Source organism: Streptomyces sp. NBC_01210 (assembly GCF_036010325.1).
Lineage (GTDB): Bacteria > Actinomycetota > Actinomycetes > Streptomycetales > Streptomycetaceae > Streptomyces.
Map to the genome: position 1 here is coordinate 4601624 of NZ_CP108549.1, position 19354 is coordinate 4620977.

General features: G+C 69.6%; 17 protein-coding genes and 1 tRNA gene. 14 read left to right on the forward strand and 4 right to left on the reverse strand.

Going from position 1 to position 19354, the window contains the following annotated elements:
• Nucleotides 1-97 precede the first annotated feature (97 nt).
• On the forward strand, nt 98-283 hold the full coding sequence (locus tag OG735_RS20830) for a helix-turn-helix transcriptional regulator (RefSeq protein WP_327324686.1): 186 nt from the start codon (nt 98-100) through the stop codon (nt 281-283).
• Between the two features lie 65 nt (nt 284-348).
• Complete coding sequence (locus tag OG735_RS20835; RefSeq protein ID WP_327324687.1) at nt 349-1728, forward strand: tyrosine-type recombinase/integrase; 1380 nt, start codon at nt 349-351, stop codon at nt 1726-1728.
• 135 nt (nt 1729-1863) lie between these two features.
• Here the strand turns inward: OG735_RS20835 and OG735_RS20840 are convergent.
• Both OG735_RS20840 and OG735_RS20845 read right to left on the reverse strand, forming a co-directional pair.
• A tRNA-Ser gene (locus OG735_RS20840) sits at nt 1864-1950 on the reverse strand.
• Between the two features lie 141 nt (nt 1951-2091).
• Nucleotides 2092-3621: a S1C family serine protease gene (locus tag OG735_RS20845; protein WP_327324688.1), complete on the reverse strand. Its 1530-nt coding sequence runs from the start codon at nt 3619-3621 to the stop codon at nt 2092-2094.
• A 294-nt stretch (nt 3622-3915) separates the two neighbouring features.
• Here OG735_RS20845 and OG735_RS20850 point away from each other — a divergent pair, with 294 nt between their 5' ends.
• The 3 genes from OG735_RS20850 (at nt 3916) to OG735_RS20860 (ending at nt 6449) form a co-directional block, all read left to right on the forward strand.
• Nucleotides 3916-4725 (forward strand): glycerophosphodiester phosphodiesterase, encoded by an 810-nt coding sequence (locus OG735_RS20850; protein WP_327324689.1) that lies wholly within the window; start codon nt 3916-3918, stop codon nt 4723-4725.
• 53 nt (nt 4726-4778) lie between these two features.
• Nucleotides 4779-5378: an ATP-binding protein gene (locus tag OG735_RS20855; RefSeq protein ID WP_327324690.1), complete on the forward strand. Its 600-nt coding sequence runs from the start codon at nt 4779-4781 to the stop codon at nt 5376-5378.
• Between the two features lie 102 nt (nt 5379-5480).
• On the forward strand, nt 5481-6449 hold the full coding sequence (locus tag OG735_RS20860; RefSeq protein ID WP_327324691.1) for a DUF5926 family protein: 969 nt from the start codon (nt 5481-5483) through the stop codon (nt 6447-6449).
• 869 nt (nt 6450-7318) lie between these two features.
• Here OG735_RS20860 and OG735_RS20865 read toward each other — a convergent pair.
• Nucleotides 7319-8002: a bifunctional DNA primase/polymerase gene (locus OG735_RS20865; protein WP_327324692.1), complete on the reverse strand. Its 684-nt coding sequence runs from the start codon at nt 8000-8002 to the stop codon at nt 7319-7321.
• A 455-nt stretch (nt 8003-8457) separates the two neighbouring features.
• Here OG735_RS20865 and OG735_RS20870 point away from each other — a divergent pair, with 455 nt between their 5' ends.
• Both OG735_RS20870 and OG735_RS20875 read left to right on the forward strand, forming a co-directional pair.
• Nucleotides 8458-10008, forward strand: a complete 1551-nt coding sequence (locus OG735_RS20870; RefSeq protein WP_327324693.1) for a PP2C family protein-serine/threonine phosphatase — start codon at nt 8458-8460, stop codon at nt 10006-10008.
• 89 nt (nt 10009-10097) lie between these two features.
• On the forward strand, nt 10098-11582 hold the full coding sequence (locus tag OG735_RS20875; protein ID WP_327324694.1) for an aminopeptidase P family protein: 1485 nt from the start codon (nt 10098-10100) through the stop codon (nt 11580-11582).
• 32 nt (nt 11583-11614) lie between these two features.
• On the opposite strand, the gene OG735_RS20880 is transcribed toward OG735_RS20875, so the two are convergent.
• Entirely contained in the window at nt 11615-12076 is a 462-nt protein-coding gene (locus OG735_RS20880) for an ATP-binding protein (protein WP_327324695.1), read from the reverse strand.
• 192 nt (nt 12077-12268) lie between these two features.
• Here OG735_RS20880 and OG735_RS20885 point away from each other — a divergent pair, with 192 nt between their 5' ends.
• The 7 genes from OG735_RS20885 (at nt 12269) to pheA (ending at nt 19289) form a co-directional block, all read left to right on the forward strand.
• Nucleotides 12269-13057, forward strand: coding sequence for a hypothetical protein (locus OG735_RS20885; protein ID WP_327324696.1), 789 nt, complete (start codon nt 12269-12271; stop codon nt 13055-13057).
• Nucleotides 13058-13150: 93 nt separating this feature from the next.
• Nucleotides 13151-13888 (forward strand): YcnI family copper-binding membrane protein, encoded by a 738-nt coding sequence (locus OG735_RS20890; protein WP_327324697.1) that lies wholly within the window; start codon nt 13151-13153, stop codon nt 13886-13888.
• A gap of 44 nt (nt 13889-13932) precedes the next feature.
• Complete coding sequence (locus OG735_RS20895; RefSeq protein ID WP_327324698.1) at nt 13933-14586, forward strand: SCO family protein; 654 nt, start codon at nt 13933-13935, stop codon at nt 14584-14586.
• Complete coding sequence (locus tag OG735_RS20900; RefSeq protein ID WP_327324699.1) at nt 14583-15032, forward strand: copper chaperone PCu(A)C; 450 nt, start codon at nt 14583-14585, stop codon at nt 15030-15032. Before OG735_RS20895 ends, OG735_RS20900 begins: the two co-directional genes overlap by 4 nt.
• 22 nt (nt 15033-15054) lie before the next feature.
• Nucleotides 15055-17052, forward strand: coding sequence for a copper resistance protein CopC (locus tag OG735_RS20905; RefSeq protein ID WP_327324700.1), 1998 nt, complete (start codon nt 15055-15057; stop codon nt 17050-17052).
• A gap of 7 nt (nt 17053-17059) precedes the next feature.
• Nucleotides 17060-18310, forward strand: a complete 1251-nt coding sequence (efeB, locus tag OG735_RS20910; protein ID WP_442812464.1) for an iron uptake transporter deferrochelatase/peroxidase subunit — start codon at nt 17060-17062, stop codon at nt 18308-18310.
• A 43-nt stretch (nt 18311-18353) separates the two neighbouring features.
• Nucleotides 18354-19289 (forward strand): prephenate dehydratase, encoded by a 936-nt coding sequence (gene pheA, locus OG735_RS20915; protein ID WP_327324701.1) that lies wholly within the window; start codon nt 18354-18356, stop codon nt 19287-19289.
• The last annotated feature ends 65 nt before the right edge of the window (nt 19290-19354 follow it).

The window sequence follows — 19354 nt, forward strand, 5'->3', positions numbered from 1 at the left end:
CCCGCTGACCTGCGATGTAGCGGCGTAGCGGATGTAGCGGACTTCTGAGAAGGGGGCCAAGAGCCCCAGCATGACCGCTTCGCCAAGGAGTCGCACAGTGGCACGTCCTCAGATGCTCAAGCTGGGTGAAGTCCTCGAGGAGATCGACATGAGCCGAGCCGCCTTCTACCGCATGCGCGCCCGGGGCCAGGCCCCGCAGCTGCGCAAGCTCCCCAACGGACAGATTCGCGTGCGCCGTCAGGACCTCGACGCCTGGTGGGAGAGCTGCGAGAAAGCCGCCTGATCCGAAGCACGACCGCGAAGGGGTCCCGCCACGTGGCGGGACCCCTTCGGCATGAAGGAGAGATGATGCACGCCTATGACGTGCGCGTGTGGAGCATCCGCCGCCGCGCCAGCAAGAGCGCCCCGTTCCAACTTCGCTGGACAGTAGGCGGCAAGGTCCACCAAGAGCCGTTCCTGACCAAGACCCTTGCCGACGCGCGCCGGGCCCAACTTGTAACGGCGGCCCGCAGCGGAGAGGCATTCGACACCGAGACCGGACTTCCCGTCTCCGAGCTTCGCCAGCTCAACCGCACGTCCTGGTACACCCACGCTCGGGACCACGTAGCGATGAAGTGGCCCACCGCCGCCGCGAAACACCGCGCGAGCATCGCGGAGAGCCTGACCATCGCGACCATGGCCTTCTGCCCGGACGGCAAGGGCCGCCCGGAATCTGAGCTGCTGCGGCGGGCGCTCTATCAGTGGGCTTTCAACGCCGGTAGGCACCAGGCCGAACCCCCGGAAGCCGAAGCTCAGGCCCTGGCTTGGGCAGAGAAACACGCGCCGGCAGTCGTGGACCTCGACAGCGCCAAGAAGATGCGCACAGTCCTCGATGAGCTGGCGAAGAAGAAGGACGGAAAGGCCGCCGCTCCGAACACGATCCGCCGACGTCGGGCCGTGCTGAGCAACTGCCTACGCCTGGCTGTGGAGAAAGAGCTGCTGCCCAGCAATCCGCTGAACCGCGTGCACTGGGAGCTCCCCAAGGCTATGGAAGAGCTGGACGAGCGGAGCGTGGCCACCCCTGCACAAGCGAGCGCGCTGCTCAAAGCCGTACGCGGCCAAGGCGAGCGCGGTGAGCACCTGGCAGCGTTCTTCGGGTGCATGTACTACGCCGCCATGCGGCCGGAGGAAGTCTCCGTACTCAGCATCGAGCAGTGCACGCTGCCCGAGACAGGATGGGGCCGTCTGGACCTCTCCGGGGCGCGTCCCCAGGTCGGCTCAGGATGGACCGACGACGGAATGCCGTACGAAGAGCGCGGGCTCAAGCACCGCGCCCGACGGACCGTGCGCCGTGTGCCGATCCCGCCCGTTCTGGTGGTGCTGCTGCGACAGCACATCGAGCAGTTCGGCACCGGTGACGACGGCCGTCTTTTCCGTGCCGTTCGCGGCGGACCGATCCGGTCTCAGGAGTACGGGGCCGTATGGAAGGAAGCGCGGCGGCTGGCGCTCTCACCGGCTCAGGTCGCGTCGCCGCTCGCGTTCATCCCCTACGACCTGCGGCACGCCTGCGTGTCCTTCTGGCTGCGCTCCGGGGTGAGCCTCGCCGAAACGGCCCGCCGCGCCGGGCAGAGCATCGCAGTACTTCAGCGCTACTACGCGAAGGTGCTGGACGGAGAGGAAGAACGGATGAACGAACTGATCGACCAGGGCTTTGCCGACCAGGCCAAGGAAGACCCGCCGACGGCCTGAAACCTGGCCACAGGTTGGCCGCACGCGCTGGTCAACAGTGGGATACCGGCGAGACAGGGTGAGACAACGGGAACGCAGAAGGGGTGCCCCTCAGTGAGAGGCACCCCTTCTGACCAGCATCTACGCTGACCTGCGCGGTGGGTGTGGGATTTGAACCCACGGTGACATCGCTGCCACGACGGTTTTCAAGACCGTTCCCTTAGGCCGCTCGGGCAACCCACCCGCGCCCCAGCCACCTGCGGCGGAGCGGGCTACAGACTACCGGCCCCGCGTCACGTGTCGCAGCACTGTTCCTCGGTCGGGCCTTGGGACGAGCAGCTGGAGCGGGCAGCAGTAGGGGCAACCGGTGCCGGCGGGCCGGCGTCAGCTGTCGCCCTTGCGTTCGCCGAGGACGAGATCCGCCGTCTTCTCCTTGCCGTCGCGCTGGAACGTGAGCGTCACCTTGTCGCCGGGCTTGTGGTTCCAGATCTCGCTGATCAGGGTCGGGCCGCTGTCGATCGGCTTGCCGTTGAACTTGGTGATGATGTCGCCCGGCTTGAAACCGGCCTTCGCGGCCGGACCGTTCGCGGACACCGCCGCGGTGCCGCCCGCGCCCTGGGTGGCGATCTTGGCGCCCGAGTTCTTGTCCGTCATGTCGACCGTGGCGCCGATCACCGGGTACACCGGCTTGCCCGTCCTGATCAGCTGCTCGGCGACGTTCTTCGCCTGGTTGATCGGGATGGCGAAGCCGAGGCCGATCGAGCCGGCCTGCGTCTGGCCGAGGCCGCTTCCCGCCGACTGGATCGCGGAGTTGATGCCGATCACCGCGCCGCCCGCGTCCAGCAGCGGGCCGCCGGAGTTGCCCGGGTTGATCGAGGCATCGGTCTGCAGCGCGCTCATGTACGAGTTCTTGCCGCTGGAGCCGTCGCCCGATGCGACAGGCCGGTTCTTCGCGCTGATGATGCCGGTGGTGACGGTGTTCGACAGGCCGAAGGGCGCTCCGATCGCGATGGTCGAGTCGCCGACCGCGACCTTCTCGGAGTCCCCGAGGGCCAGCGGCGCCAGCCCGGAGGGGGCGTTCTTCAGCTTCAGTACGGCGACGTCGTAACCCTGGGCCCGGCCGACCACCTCGGCGTCGTACTTCTTGCCGTTGGAGAAGATCGCGGACAGCGTGCCGCCGTCGGCCGCGGATGCCACCACATGGTTGTTGGTGAGGATGTGGCCTTCCTTGTCGTAGACGAAGCCGGTACCCGTACCGCCTTCGCCCTGGCCACTCTCACCCGTACCGCCGCCGCCCGCCTTCGCCTCGATCGTGACCACGCTGGGCAGCGCCTTGCCCGCGACGGCGGCGACCGTGCCGGGCTCCCGCTTGAAGTCCTTGGGTGCCTCGCCCGCGGAGACCGTGGTCGAGCCGGTCGTGTCGTCGTTGCGCTCGGCGGCCCAGTTGCCGATGCCGCCGCCGACACCGCCCGCGACGAGTGCGGCGAGGAGCACCGCGGCGATCAGCCCGCCGGAACGTTTGCGCGGCTGTTCCGGCACCTGAGCCGGCGCTCCCCAGACGGGACCACCGCTGCCGCCCCCGTAGGAGGGGAGGGCCGGCGGGGGCGGCGGCCATGCGGCTCCCGGTTGCTGCGCACCGGCAGGCACACCTCCGTGCGCCCCCGCCGGCGCGGCAGCGGGTACGGGCCCGGGCAGCGGCGCGGTGGCAGGCTCGGGCTGGGGGGACTGCCCGAGCTGCTCTGCCGCTGCCCGCTCATGAGCCTCACTGTGTGAGGCGTGCGCGTCGCGTGTCCCGTGTGTCTCGGTTCCCGGAGCGGACGCATGCGTGCCATCGGGAGCGGCAGCCGGCACAGGAGGTACGGACGGGGCGGCCGGAACCGCAGTGCCCTCGTTGCCCTCGTTCTCAGTGCTCACAGCTCTTTTCTCCTCAGGTTCCACGTCAGTCTTCAGGTTCCACGTCAGTCTTCGGCTTGCATTCCGCTGTGCAAGTGTCTGCCGTCAGCTTTTCCCAGAGCGCGTCAGGCCACTGTAAGCAGGACCTGTGCGTATGCCCGCAATCCTTTACGTCCGACAAAAGGGACGCATCTTCAGGCTCACCTGACGCGCTCCTCGGCCGTCGGCGGCGCCGGCTCACCGGACGGCTCGCCACTGGCTTGTCACCGGCTCCCCGCACACGCGCCTACCCCGCCACGGTGACACCATGACGCGGTGACCCAAGCACGACAGCACAACATCCAGGTCGTCGCCCACCGAGGCGCCTCCGAAGACGCCCCCGAGCACACCCTGGCCGCGTACAAGAAGGCGATCGAGGACGGCGCCGATGCCCTCGAGTGCGATGTACGCCTCACCGCCGACGGTCATCTCGTCTGCGTCCACGACCGCCGCGTCAACCGCACCTCCAACGGCCGCGGCGCCGTCTCCGCCCTGGAGCTCGCGGATCTCGCCGCCCTCGACTTCGGAACATGGAAGGGCCACGAGGACGCCACGGAGAGTCCCGACTGGGGAGACCCCTCACTCACCTCCGTACTCACCCTCGAGCGACTGCTCGAGCTGGTGGCCGATTCCGGCCGCCGTATCGAGCTGGCCATCGAGACCAAACATCCGACCCGCTGGGCGGGCCAGGTGGAGGAACGGCTGCTCCAGCTGCTCGGGCGGTTCGGCCTGGCGGACCCCGCGACGGCCGGCGACTCGCCCGTACGGATCATGAGCTTCTCGGCCCGCTCCCTGCACCGGGTCGCGGCGGCCGCGCCGAACATCCCCACCGTCTATCTGATGCAGTTCGTGTCCCCGCGGCTGCGCGACGGGCGGCTGCCCGCCGGCGCGCGCATCGCCGGGCCCGGTATCCGGATCGTCCGCAGCCATCCCGGCTATATCGCCCGGCTGCACCGGGCGGGCCATCGCGTCCACGTCTGGACGGTCAACGAGCCGGAGGACGTCGAGCTCTGTGCCCGCCTCGGCGTGGAGGCAATCATCACCAATCGCCCCAAACAGGTGCTGACCCAGTTGGGTCGTCTGTAACCCCGATTACAGGGAGTGCACCGGCGCGTTCGGTCCGTATTCGATCGTTACGAGTGCGTCACTGGCCCCGCCATGGCCGGTTTCCGGTCCAGTCCATTGGGGCATTCACACCGTGGCGTGGGGCAAAGGAGGTCTCGGGGGTGGCGTTGGTGGTGGCACAGGAGGTGCCCACGTCGTCGAGCATGGCCGTACCCCATGGTCCTGCGGGCGTGGGTGAGGCGCGACACCGAATGCGTGAGCAGTTGAGCCGCAGCGGGGTGTCGGAGACGGTCCTCGACGATGCAGTACTGATCCTTTCCGAACTGCTCAGCAATGCCTGCCGGCATGGCCGGCCGCTGGGGCACGCGGAGGTGGGCGACGGCGATGTCCGCGCCGCCTGGCGCATGGACAGAGCAGGCCGGCTGACGGTCGAAGTGACGGACGGAGGCGGTCCGACCCGACCGGTTCCGGCCACGCCTTCGGTCACCGCCCGCGGCGGCCGTGGGCTCAACATCATCAGCGCGCTGGCCCAGGACTGGGGTGTCCGCGACAGCGCGACCGGTGAGGTCACCGTGTGGGTGATTGTCACCGAAGGTCATCGGCGCGAGGATTTCGCTACGCGCGTCGCAGGCCCCAGCTTCGACTTCGGGGGGGCGTACGACGATCTCGACTGAACCGGAACCAACCGCTGTGGGGCGCTGCACCCCCGGGAAGGCGACGGACGGCTAGGCTCGCGCCCGAGACAAGCACCACCGCAGTCGGGAGAGAGCCACACCATGGCCAAGAAGCGCCCCCAGACCAAGGCCGCCAGGCCCCAGGTGACCAACGGCGAGGTTCCGGCCGTCGGGGCCCGTGAGCCCTGCCCATGCGGATCGGGCCGCCGCTACAAGGCCTGTCACGGCCGGGTCGCCGCGCACGCCGTGACCGAGCTGGTCCAGCGCCCCTTCGGCGATCTGGTCGGCGAGTGCGACTGGGTGGCCCTGCGGGAGCTGGTGCCCGCCGCGACCGTCGCGCTGACCCTCAAGGGCGGGCTGCCCGAGGGCGTGCCGTCGGTGACCCTCGCGACCGTACTGCCGATGGCGTGGCCGGCACTGCGCCGCGACGACGGCTCCGTACTGCTCGGCCTGCAGAACGACACCTCGTCCGGCGACCTCAGCCGCCATCTCGCCGACACCCTGCAGCGGGCGCTGGCCGCCGATCCCGGCACCCCGGTCGCCGCGCAGCGCGTGCCTGCCGAAGGACCGCGTCTGCAGGATCTCCTCGACGAGAGCGCCGCCTTCGAGCCGACCGTCCACACCGGCTTCGAGTTCTGGATCCCGGGCTCGGCGGAGAGCGCGTCCCCCGAGGTGGCCGCATCGCTGGAGCGCGCCAACGCCGCGGCGATCCCGACCGTGAAGCTCTCCAGTGTGGACGCCGCTTACTGGTGCGAGACCCCGGAGAAGAACCACCTCCGCTGGGTCATGCCGCACCCCGAGGAGCAGCTCCTCGACGCGCTCGCCCGGCTGCACGCCGCCGGTACGTCCTCACTCGGCGATGGCACCCGGCTGGTCGGCTCCTTCCGCGCACACGGGCTGATGGTCCCGGTCTGGGACCTGCCGAGCGGGATGGGGGCCGAGGAGTGCGAGAAGCCCGCGGCGGAGTTCGCGGAGCGGCTCGCGAAGGCTCTGGAGACCGACGCTCCGCTGACCGCGGAGGAGCGCCGGTCGCGCGGCGGGCTCACCAACCGCCAAGTCACCCTGAGCTGAGAGTGACGGTTTCTGTCGACCGATAGGTGACTCCAGTCACAACTCGCCCTACGGGCCGGTAAATCCCTGTCCGAATACCCGAGATCGAATTTGCGAACTGCCGATCTCTTGTTACGGTTCTAGAAGCCCGGTCGCTGGTGCATCCCCCGTCGCCAGCGACCGGGCGCTTCCATTTCTGCGGAACGGTTCGTTCCGTCAACGGCCCGCAGGGGCGCCGGAGTTACTCCCCCGGACCGCAGCGGCAAGTGCTCTTCTCCCGCACCGTCCGCAGTTGCGAACTCCGCCACCACGGAATAGCCCTCGACAGGGTCGCGAGAGGGCTTACGAGGCGTCTCGCAGACGTCCGGGCGTCATTCGCCCCGACCGCCCAGTTGTTCTGCTGAGTGCGCAGGCCGGGGCCCATAGGAGTGAGTACGGAACCCAATTCCTGGCCCGTCGTATTGCGGCAGTAGGTACGTACTCAGATGGCGCGCCCCTCGGCCGACACGCAGGTCTGCGCCTCGCCCCCGTCCGGAGAGGCGAGTTCCGGCCCACATCGCGCAGTCGTCCGAGGCAGTGGCCCCGGTCACACCAGAGACCTGGACGGTGGGCACCATCGTCGGCTCATGCGCTGTTTTCGGCCCCGTTCATGGACGGGGCCGGCAGGCAGGCCGCGCGGTGAACACCACGGCGGCAGCAGGCCCGATCGTGCGGAGATTCATGGGATCACCGCGCCGATTGCGCGGGAATTCCTCACGCTGGGCCGAAAATAACCGACGGAATGCGGGCGCCCGGGGTAGCCGCGCGCCCAATTCCGGTACAACTCCGTCCAGCGCTTACCCGTACGAGTGACAGAGCTGGACCGTGAGCACTCGAGCCCTCGATCGAGCTCAGTAGGCGAGCCGACTACCGCCGTCCGGTGCGCTGGTGCTCGCCTCGACCAGCGCGTCCACCACCGCCTCCACATCCGGCAGCCAGGGAGCCGCGGATCCCGGCAGCGGCGCGCGCTCCCAGCGCACCTGCCCCGTTCCCGTCTCCGAGGGCGGCAGCACCAGATAGCCGCCCTCGCCGTGGAAGCGCAGCGAACTGGGCACGCAGTCCTTGACGAAGAGCAGTTCGCCGAGCTGTTCAAGGGTGTACGGAGCCACCAGCAGCGACCAGCGGGTCGGCGTCGCGACAACTGGTCCCAGCCGTATGCCCATCCGGTCGAGCGCCGAGAGCGCGAGCGCCCCGGCGACGGCCGGCAGGCTCACCGCGCACGGCGCAAGACCGCCCGTGGCCAGCACGATCGGGGCGGTGGGCCGGTTGGTCCACCACCAACGCACCATCCGCTCGTCGGTCGTCGCGGCCAGGATTGCGGGGTCGAAGGGGTGCGCGCCGGGTACGACGCACTCGGAGTCGGGGCAGGCGCAGCCGCGCCCGCGGTCACCGCGAATACCGGCCGCTTTCAGTCCCACACCAGGGAGTACGGGCCATTGCCACTCGGCGGCGCAGGTGAGCGCCGCTTCAAGCTGTACAGGCCCCCTCTTGCGCCGGAACCGGAGCCTGCGTCGCCTTCCGAGGATCTCGCGCATGAGCGCTCGTTCCTTTCCGTTGAACGCCGAGGTCCACATCACACCATGTGTGCAGCTCTTCACTGTGCGTATAATTCGGCGCATCACCGCCCCTTGCCGGTGGCATGGGCGACCCCCCGCTTCGCCTGCGGCAGGATCGCCGCCCGGGGGCCGAACGTGGGCTGTAGTCCATTAAACGCGTGGCGAGGGGTGGCGCGCGCCTGGCGCTTGTAGTCCCGCTGTAACTTTTCCCCGCCACTCGGGGATGAGGCGCGACCTACGGGCTTTAGGACGCCCGGTCCCGCCGCCAGGTTCCGGGGCGGTCCCAACTGCCCCTGGCCATCACCGTTTACGTACCCATCACGCTTGGAATGACGCTCTGCCGAACGACCTCAGTCGACCCCAGTAGACCGCCATCGGGTGCATTTTTCAGCCAAGTTAACGGTCTCGTAGACACCACCAATCCCACTGGTGCAATGCTGGACATCCCCTTACTTGTGCGTGTACATGTGGATGCATTGATAGCGGCGCAGAATGACATGGGGGTTTGCGATGCTATTGAGCGAAACGCACCAGTCGGAAAGCCGGCTGCCATGAGTGCCCCTCACCTGCCGAAAGTGGCTGGAATCGATTCAGCGGTTCCCGCGCCCACGCACACTGCCCCGCCGCTGCCCGCGGTCCCGGCAGCACCGGCCCCTCCCGGAGCGGTGATTCAGGACCGGCTGGCCGGCTGGGTCTCCGATCTGACCACGCTCCACGAGCTGACCGAGCGCCTGGCCAGGACCGGTTCGCTCGACGACGCCCTCCATGAACTGCTGCGCGCCGGGGCCGCCCTGGTCGGCGCCCCCCGCGGCATGATCGTCCTCGAACCGTCGCACGCCACCTCACGGGCCGAATGCTTCGAGTCGGACAGCGGCCCCGCCCTCACCAAGGGCCTCGGGCTCACCCATGCCGAGCTCGGCCATATCGAGACAGTGCCGCGCGGCGCCACCGCATACGGCCGGATCCTGGACGGCAGACTCCCGGACGGGCAACCAGGGCCCACCGGTCCGCCGGAGGCCGTCGCCAACGCCGACCTCCTCGGCGACGAGACGCTCGACCCCCGACACCGCGAGGTCGCCGTCCGCCTCGGGTATGCCGCCAGCTACACCGTGCCGCTCGCCTCCCGGGCGGCCGGGACCCTCGGCGCGGCCGTCTGGATGTACGACGAGCCGGCCGCTCCGGTGGAGCGCCAGTGCCATCTCGTCGGCCTCTACATGCGGTACGCCACCGAGCATCTGGACCGTCTCCTCGAGCTGGAGCACGCCCGCGCCACGGTGGCGACCGTTGCCGAGGAACTGCTGCCCAGCCGACTGCCCCGGGTGCCCGGCGTCCAGCTCGCCGCCCGGCACCGCACAGGACCGCACGGCGGCGGAGACTGGTACGACGCGCTGCCGCTGCCCGAGGGCGCGCTGGGGCTCGCCGTCGGATCGGTCAGCGGCTCGGGACCGAGCGCGCTGGCGGCGATGGGACGGCTGCGCGCCTCCCTGCGCGCGTACGCCGTGATGGAGGGCGAGGATCCCGTCGCCGTACTCTCCGATCTGGAGCTGCTGCTGCGGCTGACCGAACCCGCGCGCACCGCCACCGCGCTCTTCGCCTACGCCGAACCGGCCCGGGGAAAGATCGTGCTGGCCGGGGCCGGTCACACCCCGCCGCTGATGGTCGGCGAGCGGCGCACCGAGTTCGTCGAGACATCCCTGTCGGCGCCGCTGGGAATGCTCGCCTGCTGGGAGGCGCCGAGCGTGGAGCTCGCGCCCGAGCCTGGAGAAACGGTGCTGCTGTATACGGACGGGCTGCTGCGGCATACCGGAGATCCCATGGACCGGGCCTTCGCGCGGCTGCACGCAGCGGCCGTGAGCGTGCCCAAGGCCGCCCGCGACGATCCGGCGGCGATCGCCGATCACGTGCTGCGCACGGTGCTGCCCAAGGGGCTCAACGAGGCCGAGACCGGTGAGGACGTGGTACTGCTCGCCGCCCGTTTTGACTGATTTCCCACACGTTTTCCACAGGGCTCAGGGCCGTCTTCCCGTCGCACATACGATGGAAGGCGGTCCAGTGTCGTATCGAGGAGGCAGACGTGGCCGAGGAGCTCACCCCGGCGGAATCCGATCTTGCTGCTGACGCAGCAGGCCCGGAAGAAGAAGAGCAGCCGATCAAGCAGCGCAAGAACGGCCTGTACCCGGGCGTCTCCGACGAGCTCGCGGAGAACATGACGACCGGCTGGGCCGATACCGAGCTGCGCGATCTGGAGCCCATCGCGCAGGCCTCGCACACGGCCGCCCGCCGTGCTGCGCTCTCGGCGCGCTTCCCCGGCGAGCGCCTGGTGATCCCCGCGGGCAATCTGAAGACCCGCTCCAATGACACGGAGTACGCCTTCCGCGCCTCCACCGAGTACGCCTACCTCACCGGCGACCAGTCCGAGGACGGCGTCCTGGTACTCGAGCCGACCGCCGACGGGCACCGGGCGACCATCTGTCTGCTGCCCCGCTCCAACCGCGAGAACGGCGAGTTCTGGCTGTCCGGCCAGGGCGAGCTCTGGGTCGGCCGCCGCCACTCCCTCAGCGAGGCCGAGCAGCTGCTGGGCATCCCCGCCAAGGATGTGCGCGAGCTGCCCGAGCAGCTGCGCCAGGCGACCGGCGCGGTCCGCGCCGTACGCGGGCATGACGCCGGCATCGAGGCGGCGCTGACCGACAAGGTCACCGCGGAGCGCGACGAGGAGCTGCGCGTCTATCTCTCCGAGGCGCGTGCCGTGAAGGACGAGTTCGAGATCGGCGAGCTGCAGAAGGCGTGCGACTCCACCGCGCGTGGATTCGAGGACGTCGTCAAGGTCCTGGACAAGGCCGAGGCGACCAGCGAGCGCTACATCGAGGGCACCTTCTTCCTGCGCGCCCGCGTCGAGGGCAACGACATCGGTTACGGGTCGATCTGCGCGGCGGGCCCGCACGCCACCACCCTGCACTGGGTGCGCAACGACGGCCCGGTCCGCTCCGGCGAGCTGCTGCTGCTGGACGCCGGCGTGGAGACCCACACCCTCTACACCGCCGACATCACGCGCACCCTGCCCATCAACGGCCGCTTCAACGAGCTGCAGCGCAAGATCTACGACGCGGTGTACGAGTCTCAGGAAGCGGGCATCGCGGCGGTGAAGCCGGGCGCCAAGTACCGCGACTTCCACGACGCCTCACAGCGCGTGCTCGCTGAGAAGCTCGTCGAGTGGGGTCTGGTCGAGGGCCCGGTGGAGCGTGTCCTCGAACTGGGTCTGCAGCGCCGCTGGACGCTGCACGGCACCGGCCACATGCTCGGCATGGACGTCCACGACTGCGCCGCCGCGCGCACCGAGGCGTACGTCGACGGGACGCTGGAGCCCGGCATGTGCCTCACGGTGGAGCCAGGTCTCTACTTCCAGGCGGACGATCTGACGGTGCCGGAGGAGTACCGCGGCATCGGCGTCCGGATCGAGGACGACATCCTGGTCACCGAGGACGGCAACCGGAACCTGTCGGCGGCGCTGCCGCGGCAGGCGGACGAGGTCGAGGCCTGGATGGCCTCGCTCAAGGGCTGACCGGACGACGGATACGGCGGAGGGCGCGCGGCTCAGGACACCTTGAGCAGCGCGTCCTCCCGCCACTTCAGGATCTTGTCGAAGCTGACCACCGCGCCCCGGCCCGGCCGGTTGCGAAAGTGGACATGGTCGGCGAGCTGCTCGATCAGACAGAGCCCGCGGCCGCTCTCCGCGGTCGGCGAGGCCGGCGTCATGGCGTACGCGCACTGCCCGCCGTGCCGCATCGGAAAGCCCGGACCCGAATCGGCCACTTCGATACGGCATGTCTCGCCGTCCAGATATGCGGTCACCCGGTACGCCGACGAGGCTTCGCCGGACCCCCGGTCACCGCCGTGCTCGACGGCATTCGCGCAGGCTTCGCTCAGCGCGACCGAGAGATCGTACGAAATATCAGGATCAACCCCCGCGGTCTCCATCGTGCCGAGCAGCAGCCGACGGGCGAGCGGAACGCTCGCAGCTTCGCGCCTCAAGTGGAGAGACCACCAGATGCTCATGCTCCAGCCTCCTGGCTGCGCCTCGACATACCGATACGTATTGCCGCAAGACGCGGTCCGTAAGCACACAGTTGACGTGATTCCGCTCATTCGGCGGATGCGCCCCCCGAGCGCGCCGGTGTATGTCGGAAAAGGGGATCTTCCGGACCTGCCGTATGGGCCGTCCCACCGCAGTGCGATGATGGCCCGGCCATGTCGTCCATCCCCGTTGCACGCGCCGGAGCCGGTCTACGGCTGCTGAGGGCCGCGGTGTTCACCGCGGTCTGTGTTGTGCTGTCCGCGACGGGACATGCGCTGGCCGCCTGTGCGGCCGTCCCCTGGTGGACGCTGGCGTTCGGTTTCCTCGCGGTGTTCGCGCTGGTCGCGCCGTTCGCCGGACGGGCGCGCTCACTGCCGTCCATCGCCGTCGCGCTGACCGTCGGACAGCTCGCTCTGCACACTCTGCTCGGCCTCGGGCAGCAGCATCAGCTGCGGCTGGCGCCGACGGCCGACGACGCGCTGATCAGGATGGCCGCGAAGCTGGTGTGCGGCGCGGGCGCCTCGTCCCTGAGCCACACCGACGCGCAGCGGATCGTCACCAACGCGGGCATCGCTCCGGCGGGGCACAGCGCCCACGTTCATATGGCGCAGACCGCCGCCGCATCGCCCGAGCTGCTGCCGACCCTCCCCATGATCCTGGGGCATCTGCTGGCCGCGCTCGCCACCGGCTGGCTGCTGCGGCGCGGGGATCTGGCGCTGCTCCGGCTGATCAGGCTCTCTGCCGACTCGGCGCATGAGGTGGCTCAGGCGGCGTGGCTGCGTTCGCTGCGTGCCGCGCTCGTTCTCGTACGGGCGCTGCGTGCCGGTCTCCAGGGGGCGCCCACGGTCGATCCGCGCGCTCCCCGGCCGTCCTCCGGTCCGCCGCCGCCACCGGCCGGTGAGGCGCTCCAGCACACGGTGATCAGGCGCGGGCCTCCCGCCCGCCTCGCTCTCGCAGCCTGACGCGGCCCACTCGACGGGAGTGGTGTCGCGGTGCCCGCGCACCCGTATGCGCCGGCACTCACTCGCCTCTCCTGATCCGGAGTGTCTTCTGCCATGAACGTTTCCCGTATCGCGCTCGCGACCGGCATCGCCGCCTCCTCCGTACTGCTGCTTTCCGGCACCGCCTTCGCGCACGTCAGCGTGCAGCCGCAGGGCGAGGCCGCCAAGGGCGGCTACGCGACGGTCAACTTCAAGGTCCCCAACGAGCGCGACAACGCCTCGACAGTGAAGCTCGAGGTCAACCTCCCCACCGAGCACCCGCTGTCGTCCGTGATGCCGCAGCCTGTGCCCGGCTGGAAGGTCGAGGTCACCAAGTCCAAGCTGGCCAAGCCGCTCCAGGTGCACGGCAAGCAGATCACCGAGGCGGTCTCCAAGGTCACCTGGACGGCGGACGGCTCCAAGATCGGGCCCGGCCAGTTCCAGCAGTTCCCGCTCTCTCTCGGCAAGCTTCCCGAGGACGCCGACCAGTTGGTGTTCAAGGCCCTCCAGACGTACGACAACAAGGAAGTCGTGCGCTGGATCGAGGAGGCGAAGGAGGGCGCCGCGGAGCCCGAGTCGCCCGCGCCCGTCCTGAAGCTGTCCGCCGCCACCGGGGACGAGCACGGCGGCGGCGCGAAGGACGCGTCCGCGAAGGACGGCAAGAACGCCGGTCATGACGAGGACACGAAGTCCGAGGAGGCCTCGGACAGCAGCAGCGACACCACGGCCCGCATCCTGGGCATCGTCGGCATTCTCGTCGGTGTCGCGGGTGTTGCCTTCGGCGTCCTGGCCGGACGCCGCCGCACGTCCTGATGCGCCGCCCGACGCTTCGTACATCACATTTGGGATATTTCTCCATGCGTAAGAAGACTGTGCTCGCGGCCACGCTCGTCGTGGCCGCCGGGCTCACGCTGTCCGCCTGCGGGGGCGGAGACGACTCGGCCAAGAGCCCCTTCGCCGATGTCTCCGCCAAGGCGAACCGGCCCGCGACCCTGCTCGACCAGCCCTACACCAAGCCGAACCTCGTCCTGACGGACACCCACGGCAAGAAGTACGACCTGCGCGAGCAGACCAAGGGCAAGCCGACGCTGATCTACTTCGGCTACACGCACTGCCCCGACGTCTGCCCGCTGACGATGAGCAATATCGCCATCGCCAGGAAGAAGCTCCCTAAGGCCGACCAGGACAAGCTCCAGGTCGTCTTTGTCACCACCGACCCGGAGCGGGACACCGCGGCCGAGCTCGCCAAGTGGCTGCCGAGCGCAGGCGATCCGTCCTTCACCGGTCTCACCGGCGACTTCCCGACCATCCAGGCGGGCGCGCGCCAGATCGGCATCGGTATCGACCCGCCGAAGAAGGAGAAGGACGGCACGGTCGTCTCCATGCACGGCGCGCAGGTCATCGCGTTCTCCCCGAAGACCGACGCGGGCTACGTCCTGTACAGCCAGGACACCACGGCGGACGACTACGCCAAGGACCTGCCGAAGATCATCCGTGGAGAGAACCCGTGAGCCGCCGTTCGACTCTCGCCGGCGTCATAGCCCTGAGCGCGGGGCTGGCGCTGGCGGGCTGCTCGTCCGACGGCGCGCCCGAGTTGAAGGTCAATGGTGCCTTCATGCCACAGCCCGTCAGCGACGACATGGCAGCCGGGTTTCTGACGGTGCACAACAGCGGGGGCACGGCCGACAAGCTCACCTCCGTCACCAGCGACCTCTCCGACGACATCACGATCCATGAGTCCAAGGACCAGAGGATGCAGGAGGTGAAAACCTTCGACGTACCGGCGGACGGCGAACTCAATCTCGAACGGGGTGGAAACCACATCATGTTCATGAAGCTCAAGCAGCAGCCGAAGCAGGGCGAGAAGGTCACCTTGGAGCTGCGCTTCGAGAAGTCCGGCCCGATCAAGGTCGAACTTCCCGTGAAGGAACCCACCTACAGCCCGAAGAAGCACTGAGCACCGAGGGACTGATCACGCCATGACAGCCACCGCCCCGCGCTTCGGCCCTTCACCGGTCCGGCTGCTGCTCGCCGCGACCGTGCTCCTCGGCACGCTCATCGGCGCACTCCTGGCCGGCGCGAACCCCGCGTCGGCCCACGCCGCACTGACCGGGAGCAACCCGAAGGACGGGGCGGTGGTCGCCACCGCCCCGGGCAACGTCACGCTCACCTTCTCCGAGCAGGTCGCCATGGGCGACGACTCGATCCGGGTCCTCGAACCAAGCGGCAAACGCGCGGACAAGGCCAAGGTCCGCGACCTCGGCACCGGCGGCAAGGTCATGTACGGCGTCGATCTGCTGCCCGGACTGCCCAACGGCACGTACACCGTGGCCTGGAAAGCCGTCTCCGCCGACAGCCATCCGGTCTCCGGAGCCTTCACCTTCTCCATCGGAGCGCCCTCCAAGACCACCGCCGCCGTGCCCGACCAGAAGGCCGGCGGAGGTGTGGTCGGAATCCTCTACGACATCGCGCGCTACGCCTCGTACGCCGGTTTCGTACTGCTCACCGGCGGCGCGGCCTTCGTCCTCCTCTGCTGGCGGCGCGGCGCTTCCGTAAGGCCGCTGCAGCGCCTGGTCGTCCAGGGATGGGTGACGCTCACCGCGGCCACCCTTGCGCTGCTCCTGCTGCGCAACCCCTACACCGGCTCCGGAAAACTGGCGGACACCTTCGACCTCGGCGGGCTGCGGGACGTCCTTCAGACCAAGACCGGGGCCGCGCTCAGCTCCCGGCTGATGCTGCTCGGGGCCGCCGCACTGTTCATCGCCGTGCTCTTCGGCGCGTATGCGAAGCGGGAGGACGAGACCGAAAAGAAGGATCTGACCTTCGGTCTTGCCATCGGCGGCACGGTCGTCGCGGCCGGGATCGCCGGGACCTGGGCGCTGTCGGAGCATGCATCGACCGGTATCCAGCCGGGGCTCGCGATGCCCGTGGACGTACTGCATCTGCTGGCCGTCGCGACCTGGCTCGGCGGGCTCGCGGCGCTGCTGACCGCGCTGTACCGGGCGCCGTCGATCGAGCGCGCGGCGGTGCGGAGCTTCTCGAAGGTCGCGTTCGGCAGCGTCATGGTGCTCGCCGCGACCGGGATCTACCAGTCCTGGCGGCAGGTCGGCTCGTGGTCGGCGCTGACCGGGACGACGTACGGACAGCTGCTGCTGGCCAAGGTGGCGCTGGTTGTTGTCATGGTCGCCGTGGCGTGGATCTCGCGGCGGTGGACGGCGCAGCTCAGTGAGACGCGGGCGGCCGAAGCCCGGACCGACGAGGCCGAGCGGGAGCCGGTGACCGTCCCCGAGAACGCGGACGTCGAGGAAGCGGAGGTCTCGCAGGTCTCGGAGCTCGCGCAGGTCTCGGAGGTCTCGCAGCTCTCGGAGCTCGCGCAGGTCTCGGAGGTCTCCGCCGCCCCGGAGCGGGCGGCTCAACTCGCCCGCCAGAAGGCCGCGGTGGCGACGGCGGAGAAGAAGCGGAACCGGGACGCCGATCCCGAGCGCTCCGGACTGCGCCGTTCCGTGCTGGCCGAGGCAGGCATCGCGGTGATCCTGCTGGCCGTGACGACCGTGCTGACGAGCACCGAACCCGGCCGTACGGAGGAAGAGGCGGCCAAGGCCGGAAGCACTCAGGCGGCCGCCACCGTGCCCCAGGGGCCGACCGAGATCAAGATGCCCTTCGACACCGGCGGCCGGAGCGGCAAGGGCACGGTACGGCTCACCTTCGATCCGGCCACCTCGGGCGCCAACGAGATGCACGTCTGGGTCGAGCGGCCGGACGGAAAGCCGCTGGACGTGGCCGAGGTGAAGGTCGCCTTCACGCTCAAGGCCAAGCAGATCGGTCCGCTGCCGATCACCCCCGACCGCATCACTGCCGGACACTGGAGCGCGGCCGCGGTCCAGATCCCGATGCCCGGCGACTGGCAGGTCCAGGTGACCGTACGGTCCTCCGACATCGACCAGACGACCATCGACAAGAACATCAAGATCGGCTGACATACCCGTGAGTGACCCTGTGCGCGACAACGACATCTCCAGGCGGCGGCTGCTCGGCACCGTGGGCGCCGGCGCCACCGGTCTTGCGCTGGGCGCTGCGGGCGGCGCCGCCGCGTACGCCGGCGCGGCAGGCGAAGCCCCGGCCGCGCTGAGCACCGTCGGCGCGACCGGCATCGCCTTCCACGGCGAGCACCAGGCGGGCATCACCACGCCCCTGCAGGCGTGCGGCCATCTGATCGCCTTCGACCTGGCGCCGGGCGCGGGCCGCAAGGAGGCGGCCGCGCTGATGCGCCGCTGGTCCGCGCTCGCGAGCCAACTGATGGCGGGCAGGGCGGCCGGCGACGGCGACACAGGCGTCGCGCTGGACGCCGGGCCCTCTTCGCTGACCGTCACATTCGGCTTCGGCCGCACCTTCTTCGACCGTACGGCGCTGGTGGCACAGCGGCCGCCGGAGCTGGATCCGCTGCCCGCCTTCTCCTCCGACCAACTGGACGCCAAGCGGTCCAACGGCGATCTGTGGGTGCAGATCGGCGCGGACGACGCGCTGGTCGCCTTCCACGCACTGCGCGCGATCCAGAAGGCGGCCGGGGACGCGGCCCGGGTGCGCTGGCAGATGAACGGCTTCAACCGCTCGCCGGGCGCCACCGGAAAGCCGATGACCGCACGCAATCTGATGGGCCAGCTCGACGGAACGGCCAATCCGAAACCGTCCGAGGCCGACTTCGACAAGCGGATCTTCGTTCCGTCCGAGACGTCGGGGACGAAGTACGACTGGCTGGCAGGAGGCTCGTACGCCGTTGTACGACGCATCCGGATGCTGCTCGACGACTGGGAGCGGCTCTCGCTGAAGAAGCAGGAGCTGGTCATCGGCCGGCGCAAGTCCGACGGCGCCCCGCTGACCGGCGGAACCGAGACCACCGAGCTCGCGCTGGACAAGACGGGGCCCGACGGGAAGCTGGTCATTCCGGACAACGCCCACGCCCGGATCTCGGCTCCGGAGCAGAACGGCGGTGCGGCCATGCTGCGTCGGCCGTTCTCCTTCCACGACGGGATCGGCGCGGACGGAACGCCGGATGCGGGGCTGCTCTTCGTCTGCTGGCAGGCCGATCCGCTGCGCGGCTTCGTACCGGTGCAGCGCAAGCTCGACCGGGGCGACGCGCTGTCGGCGTTCATCCGGCACGAGGCGAGCGGGCTGTTCGCGGCGCCTGGCGGGGCACGGACCGGCGAGTACGTGGGCCAGCGGCTTCTGGAGTCGTAAGGATCGCGGGCCCTTCGGATCTCGGGCCCATTAGGGTGACGGTATGTCGGCCACGCGCTTCACGTATCTCGGTCCCGAGGGGACCTTCACCGAAGCCGCCCTGCGCACGCTTCCCGAAGCAGCCACCCGCGAGCTCGTCCCGATGCTGTCCGTGCCCGCGGCGCTGGATGCCGTACGGAACGGCGATGCCGCGGCCGCCCTCGTACCGATCGAGAACTCCGTGGAGGGCGGCGTCACCGCGACCCTCGACGAGCTGGCCTCCGGACAGCCGCTGATGATCTACCGCGAGGTGCTGCTGCCGATCGCCTTCGCGCTGCTCGTGCGGCCGGGCACCAAGCTCTCCGAGGTGAAGACGGTGACCGGCCATCCGGTCGCCCAGCCGCAGGTGCGCAACTGGCTGCGGGCGAATCTGCCGGACGCGCTCTGGGAGTCGGCCGCGTCGAACGCGGACGGGGCGCGGCTGGTGCAGGAGGGGCGGTACGACGCGGCCTTCGCGGGCGAGTTCGCGGCCGCGACGTACGGACTCGAGCCGCTGGTCAGCGAGATCCATGACGCGGAGAACGCGGAGACGCGTTTCGTGCTGGTGGGCCGGCCCGCCAGGCCCGCGGCGCCGACCGGCGCTGACAAGACCTCGGTGGTCATCTGGCTGGGCGACGACCACCCGGGTGCACTGCTGGAGCTGCTCCAGGAATTCGCGGTGCGCGGGGTCAACCTGATGCTGATCCAGTCCCGGCCGACCGGAGCGGGCATCGGGAACTACTGCTTTGCCGTGGACGCCGAGGGCCATCTCTCGGACCGGCGGGTGGGCGAGGCGCTGATGGGGCTGAAGCGGATCTGCCCGAAGGTGCGGTTCCTCGGTTCGTATCCGCGGGCGGGTGTGGCGGTGGAGGACGTACGGGCGCTGCGCGCGGGGACCTCGGACGCCGAGTTCACGGCCGCGTCGGACTGGCTGGCGCGCTGCCAGGACGGCCGGGCCTGAGCGGTCGGTGCTGAGGCATCAGAGCAGCCGGTCCTACCTGCACATTTTCGTTGTCCACAGAAGTT

What these genes read in the sequence shown, in the direction of transcription:
- OG735_RS20870 (WP_327324693.1), top strand. Translation starts at nt 8,458, where the DNA reads ATGCTGGACATCCCCTTACTTGTGCGTGTACATGTGGATGCATTGATA.
- OG735_RS20835 (WP_327324687.1), top strand. Translation starts at nt 349, where the DNA reads ATGCACGCCTATGACGTGCGCGTGTGGAGCATCCGCCGCCGCGCCAGC.
- OG735_RS20880 (WP_327324695.1), bottom strand. Translation starts at nt 12,076, where the DNA reads ATGAGCATCTGGTGGTCTCTCCACTTGAGGCGCGAAGCTGCGAGCGTT.
- OG735_RS20905 (WP_327324700.1), top strand. Translation starts at nt 15,055, where the DNA reads ATGACAGCCACCGCCCCGCGCTTCGGCCCTTCACCGGTCCGGCTGCTG.
- pheA (WP_327324701.1), top strand. Translation starts at nt 18,354, where the DNA reads ATGTCGGCCACGCGCTTCACGTATCTCGGTCCCGAGGGGACCTTCACC.
- OG735_RS20890 (WP_327324697.1), top strand. Translation starts at nt 13,151, where the DNA reads ATGAACGTTTCCCGTATCGCGCTCGCGACCGGCATCGCCGCCTCCTCC.
- OG735_RS20865 (WP_327324692.1), bottom strand. Translation starts at nt 8,002, where the DNA reads ATGCGCGAGATCCTCGGAAGGCGACGCAGGCTCCGGTTCCGGCGCAAG.
- OG735_RS20895 (WP_327324698.1), top strand. Translation starts at nt 13,933, where the DNA reads ATGCGTAAGAAGACTGTGCTCGCGGCCACGCTCGTCGTGGCCGCCGGG.
- OG735_RS20860 (WP_327324691.1), top strand. Translation starts at nt 5,481, where the DNA reads ATGGCCAAGAAGCGCCCCCAGACCAAGGCCGCCAGGCCCCAGGTGACC.
- OG735_RS20885 (WP_327324696.1), top strand. Translation starts at nt 12,269, where the DNA reads ATGTCGTCCATCCCCGTTGCACGCGCCGGAGCCGGTCTACGGCTGCTG.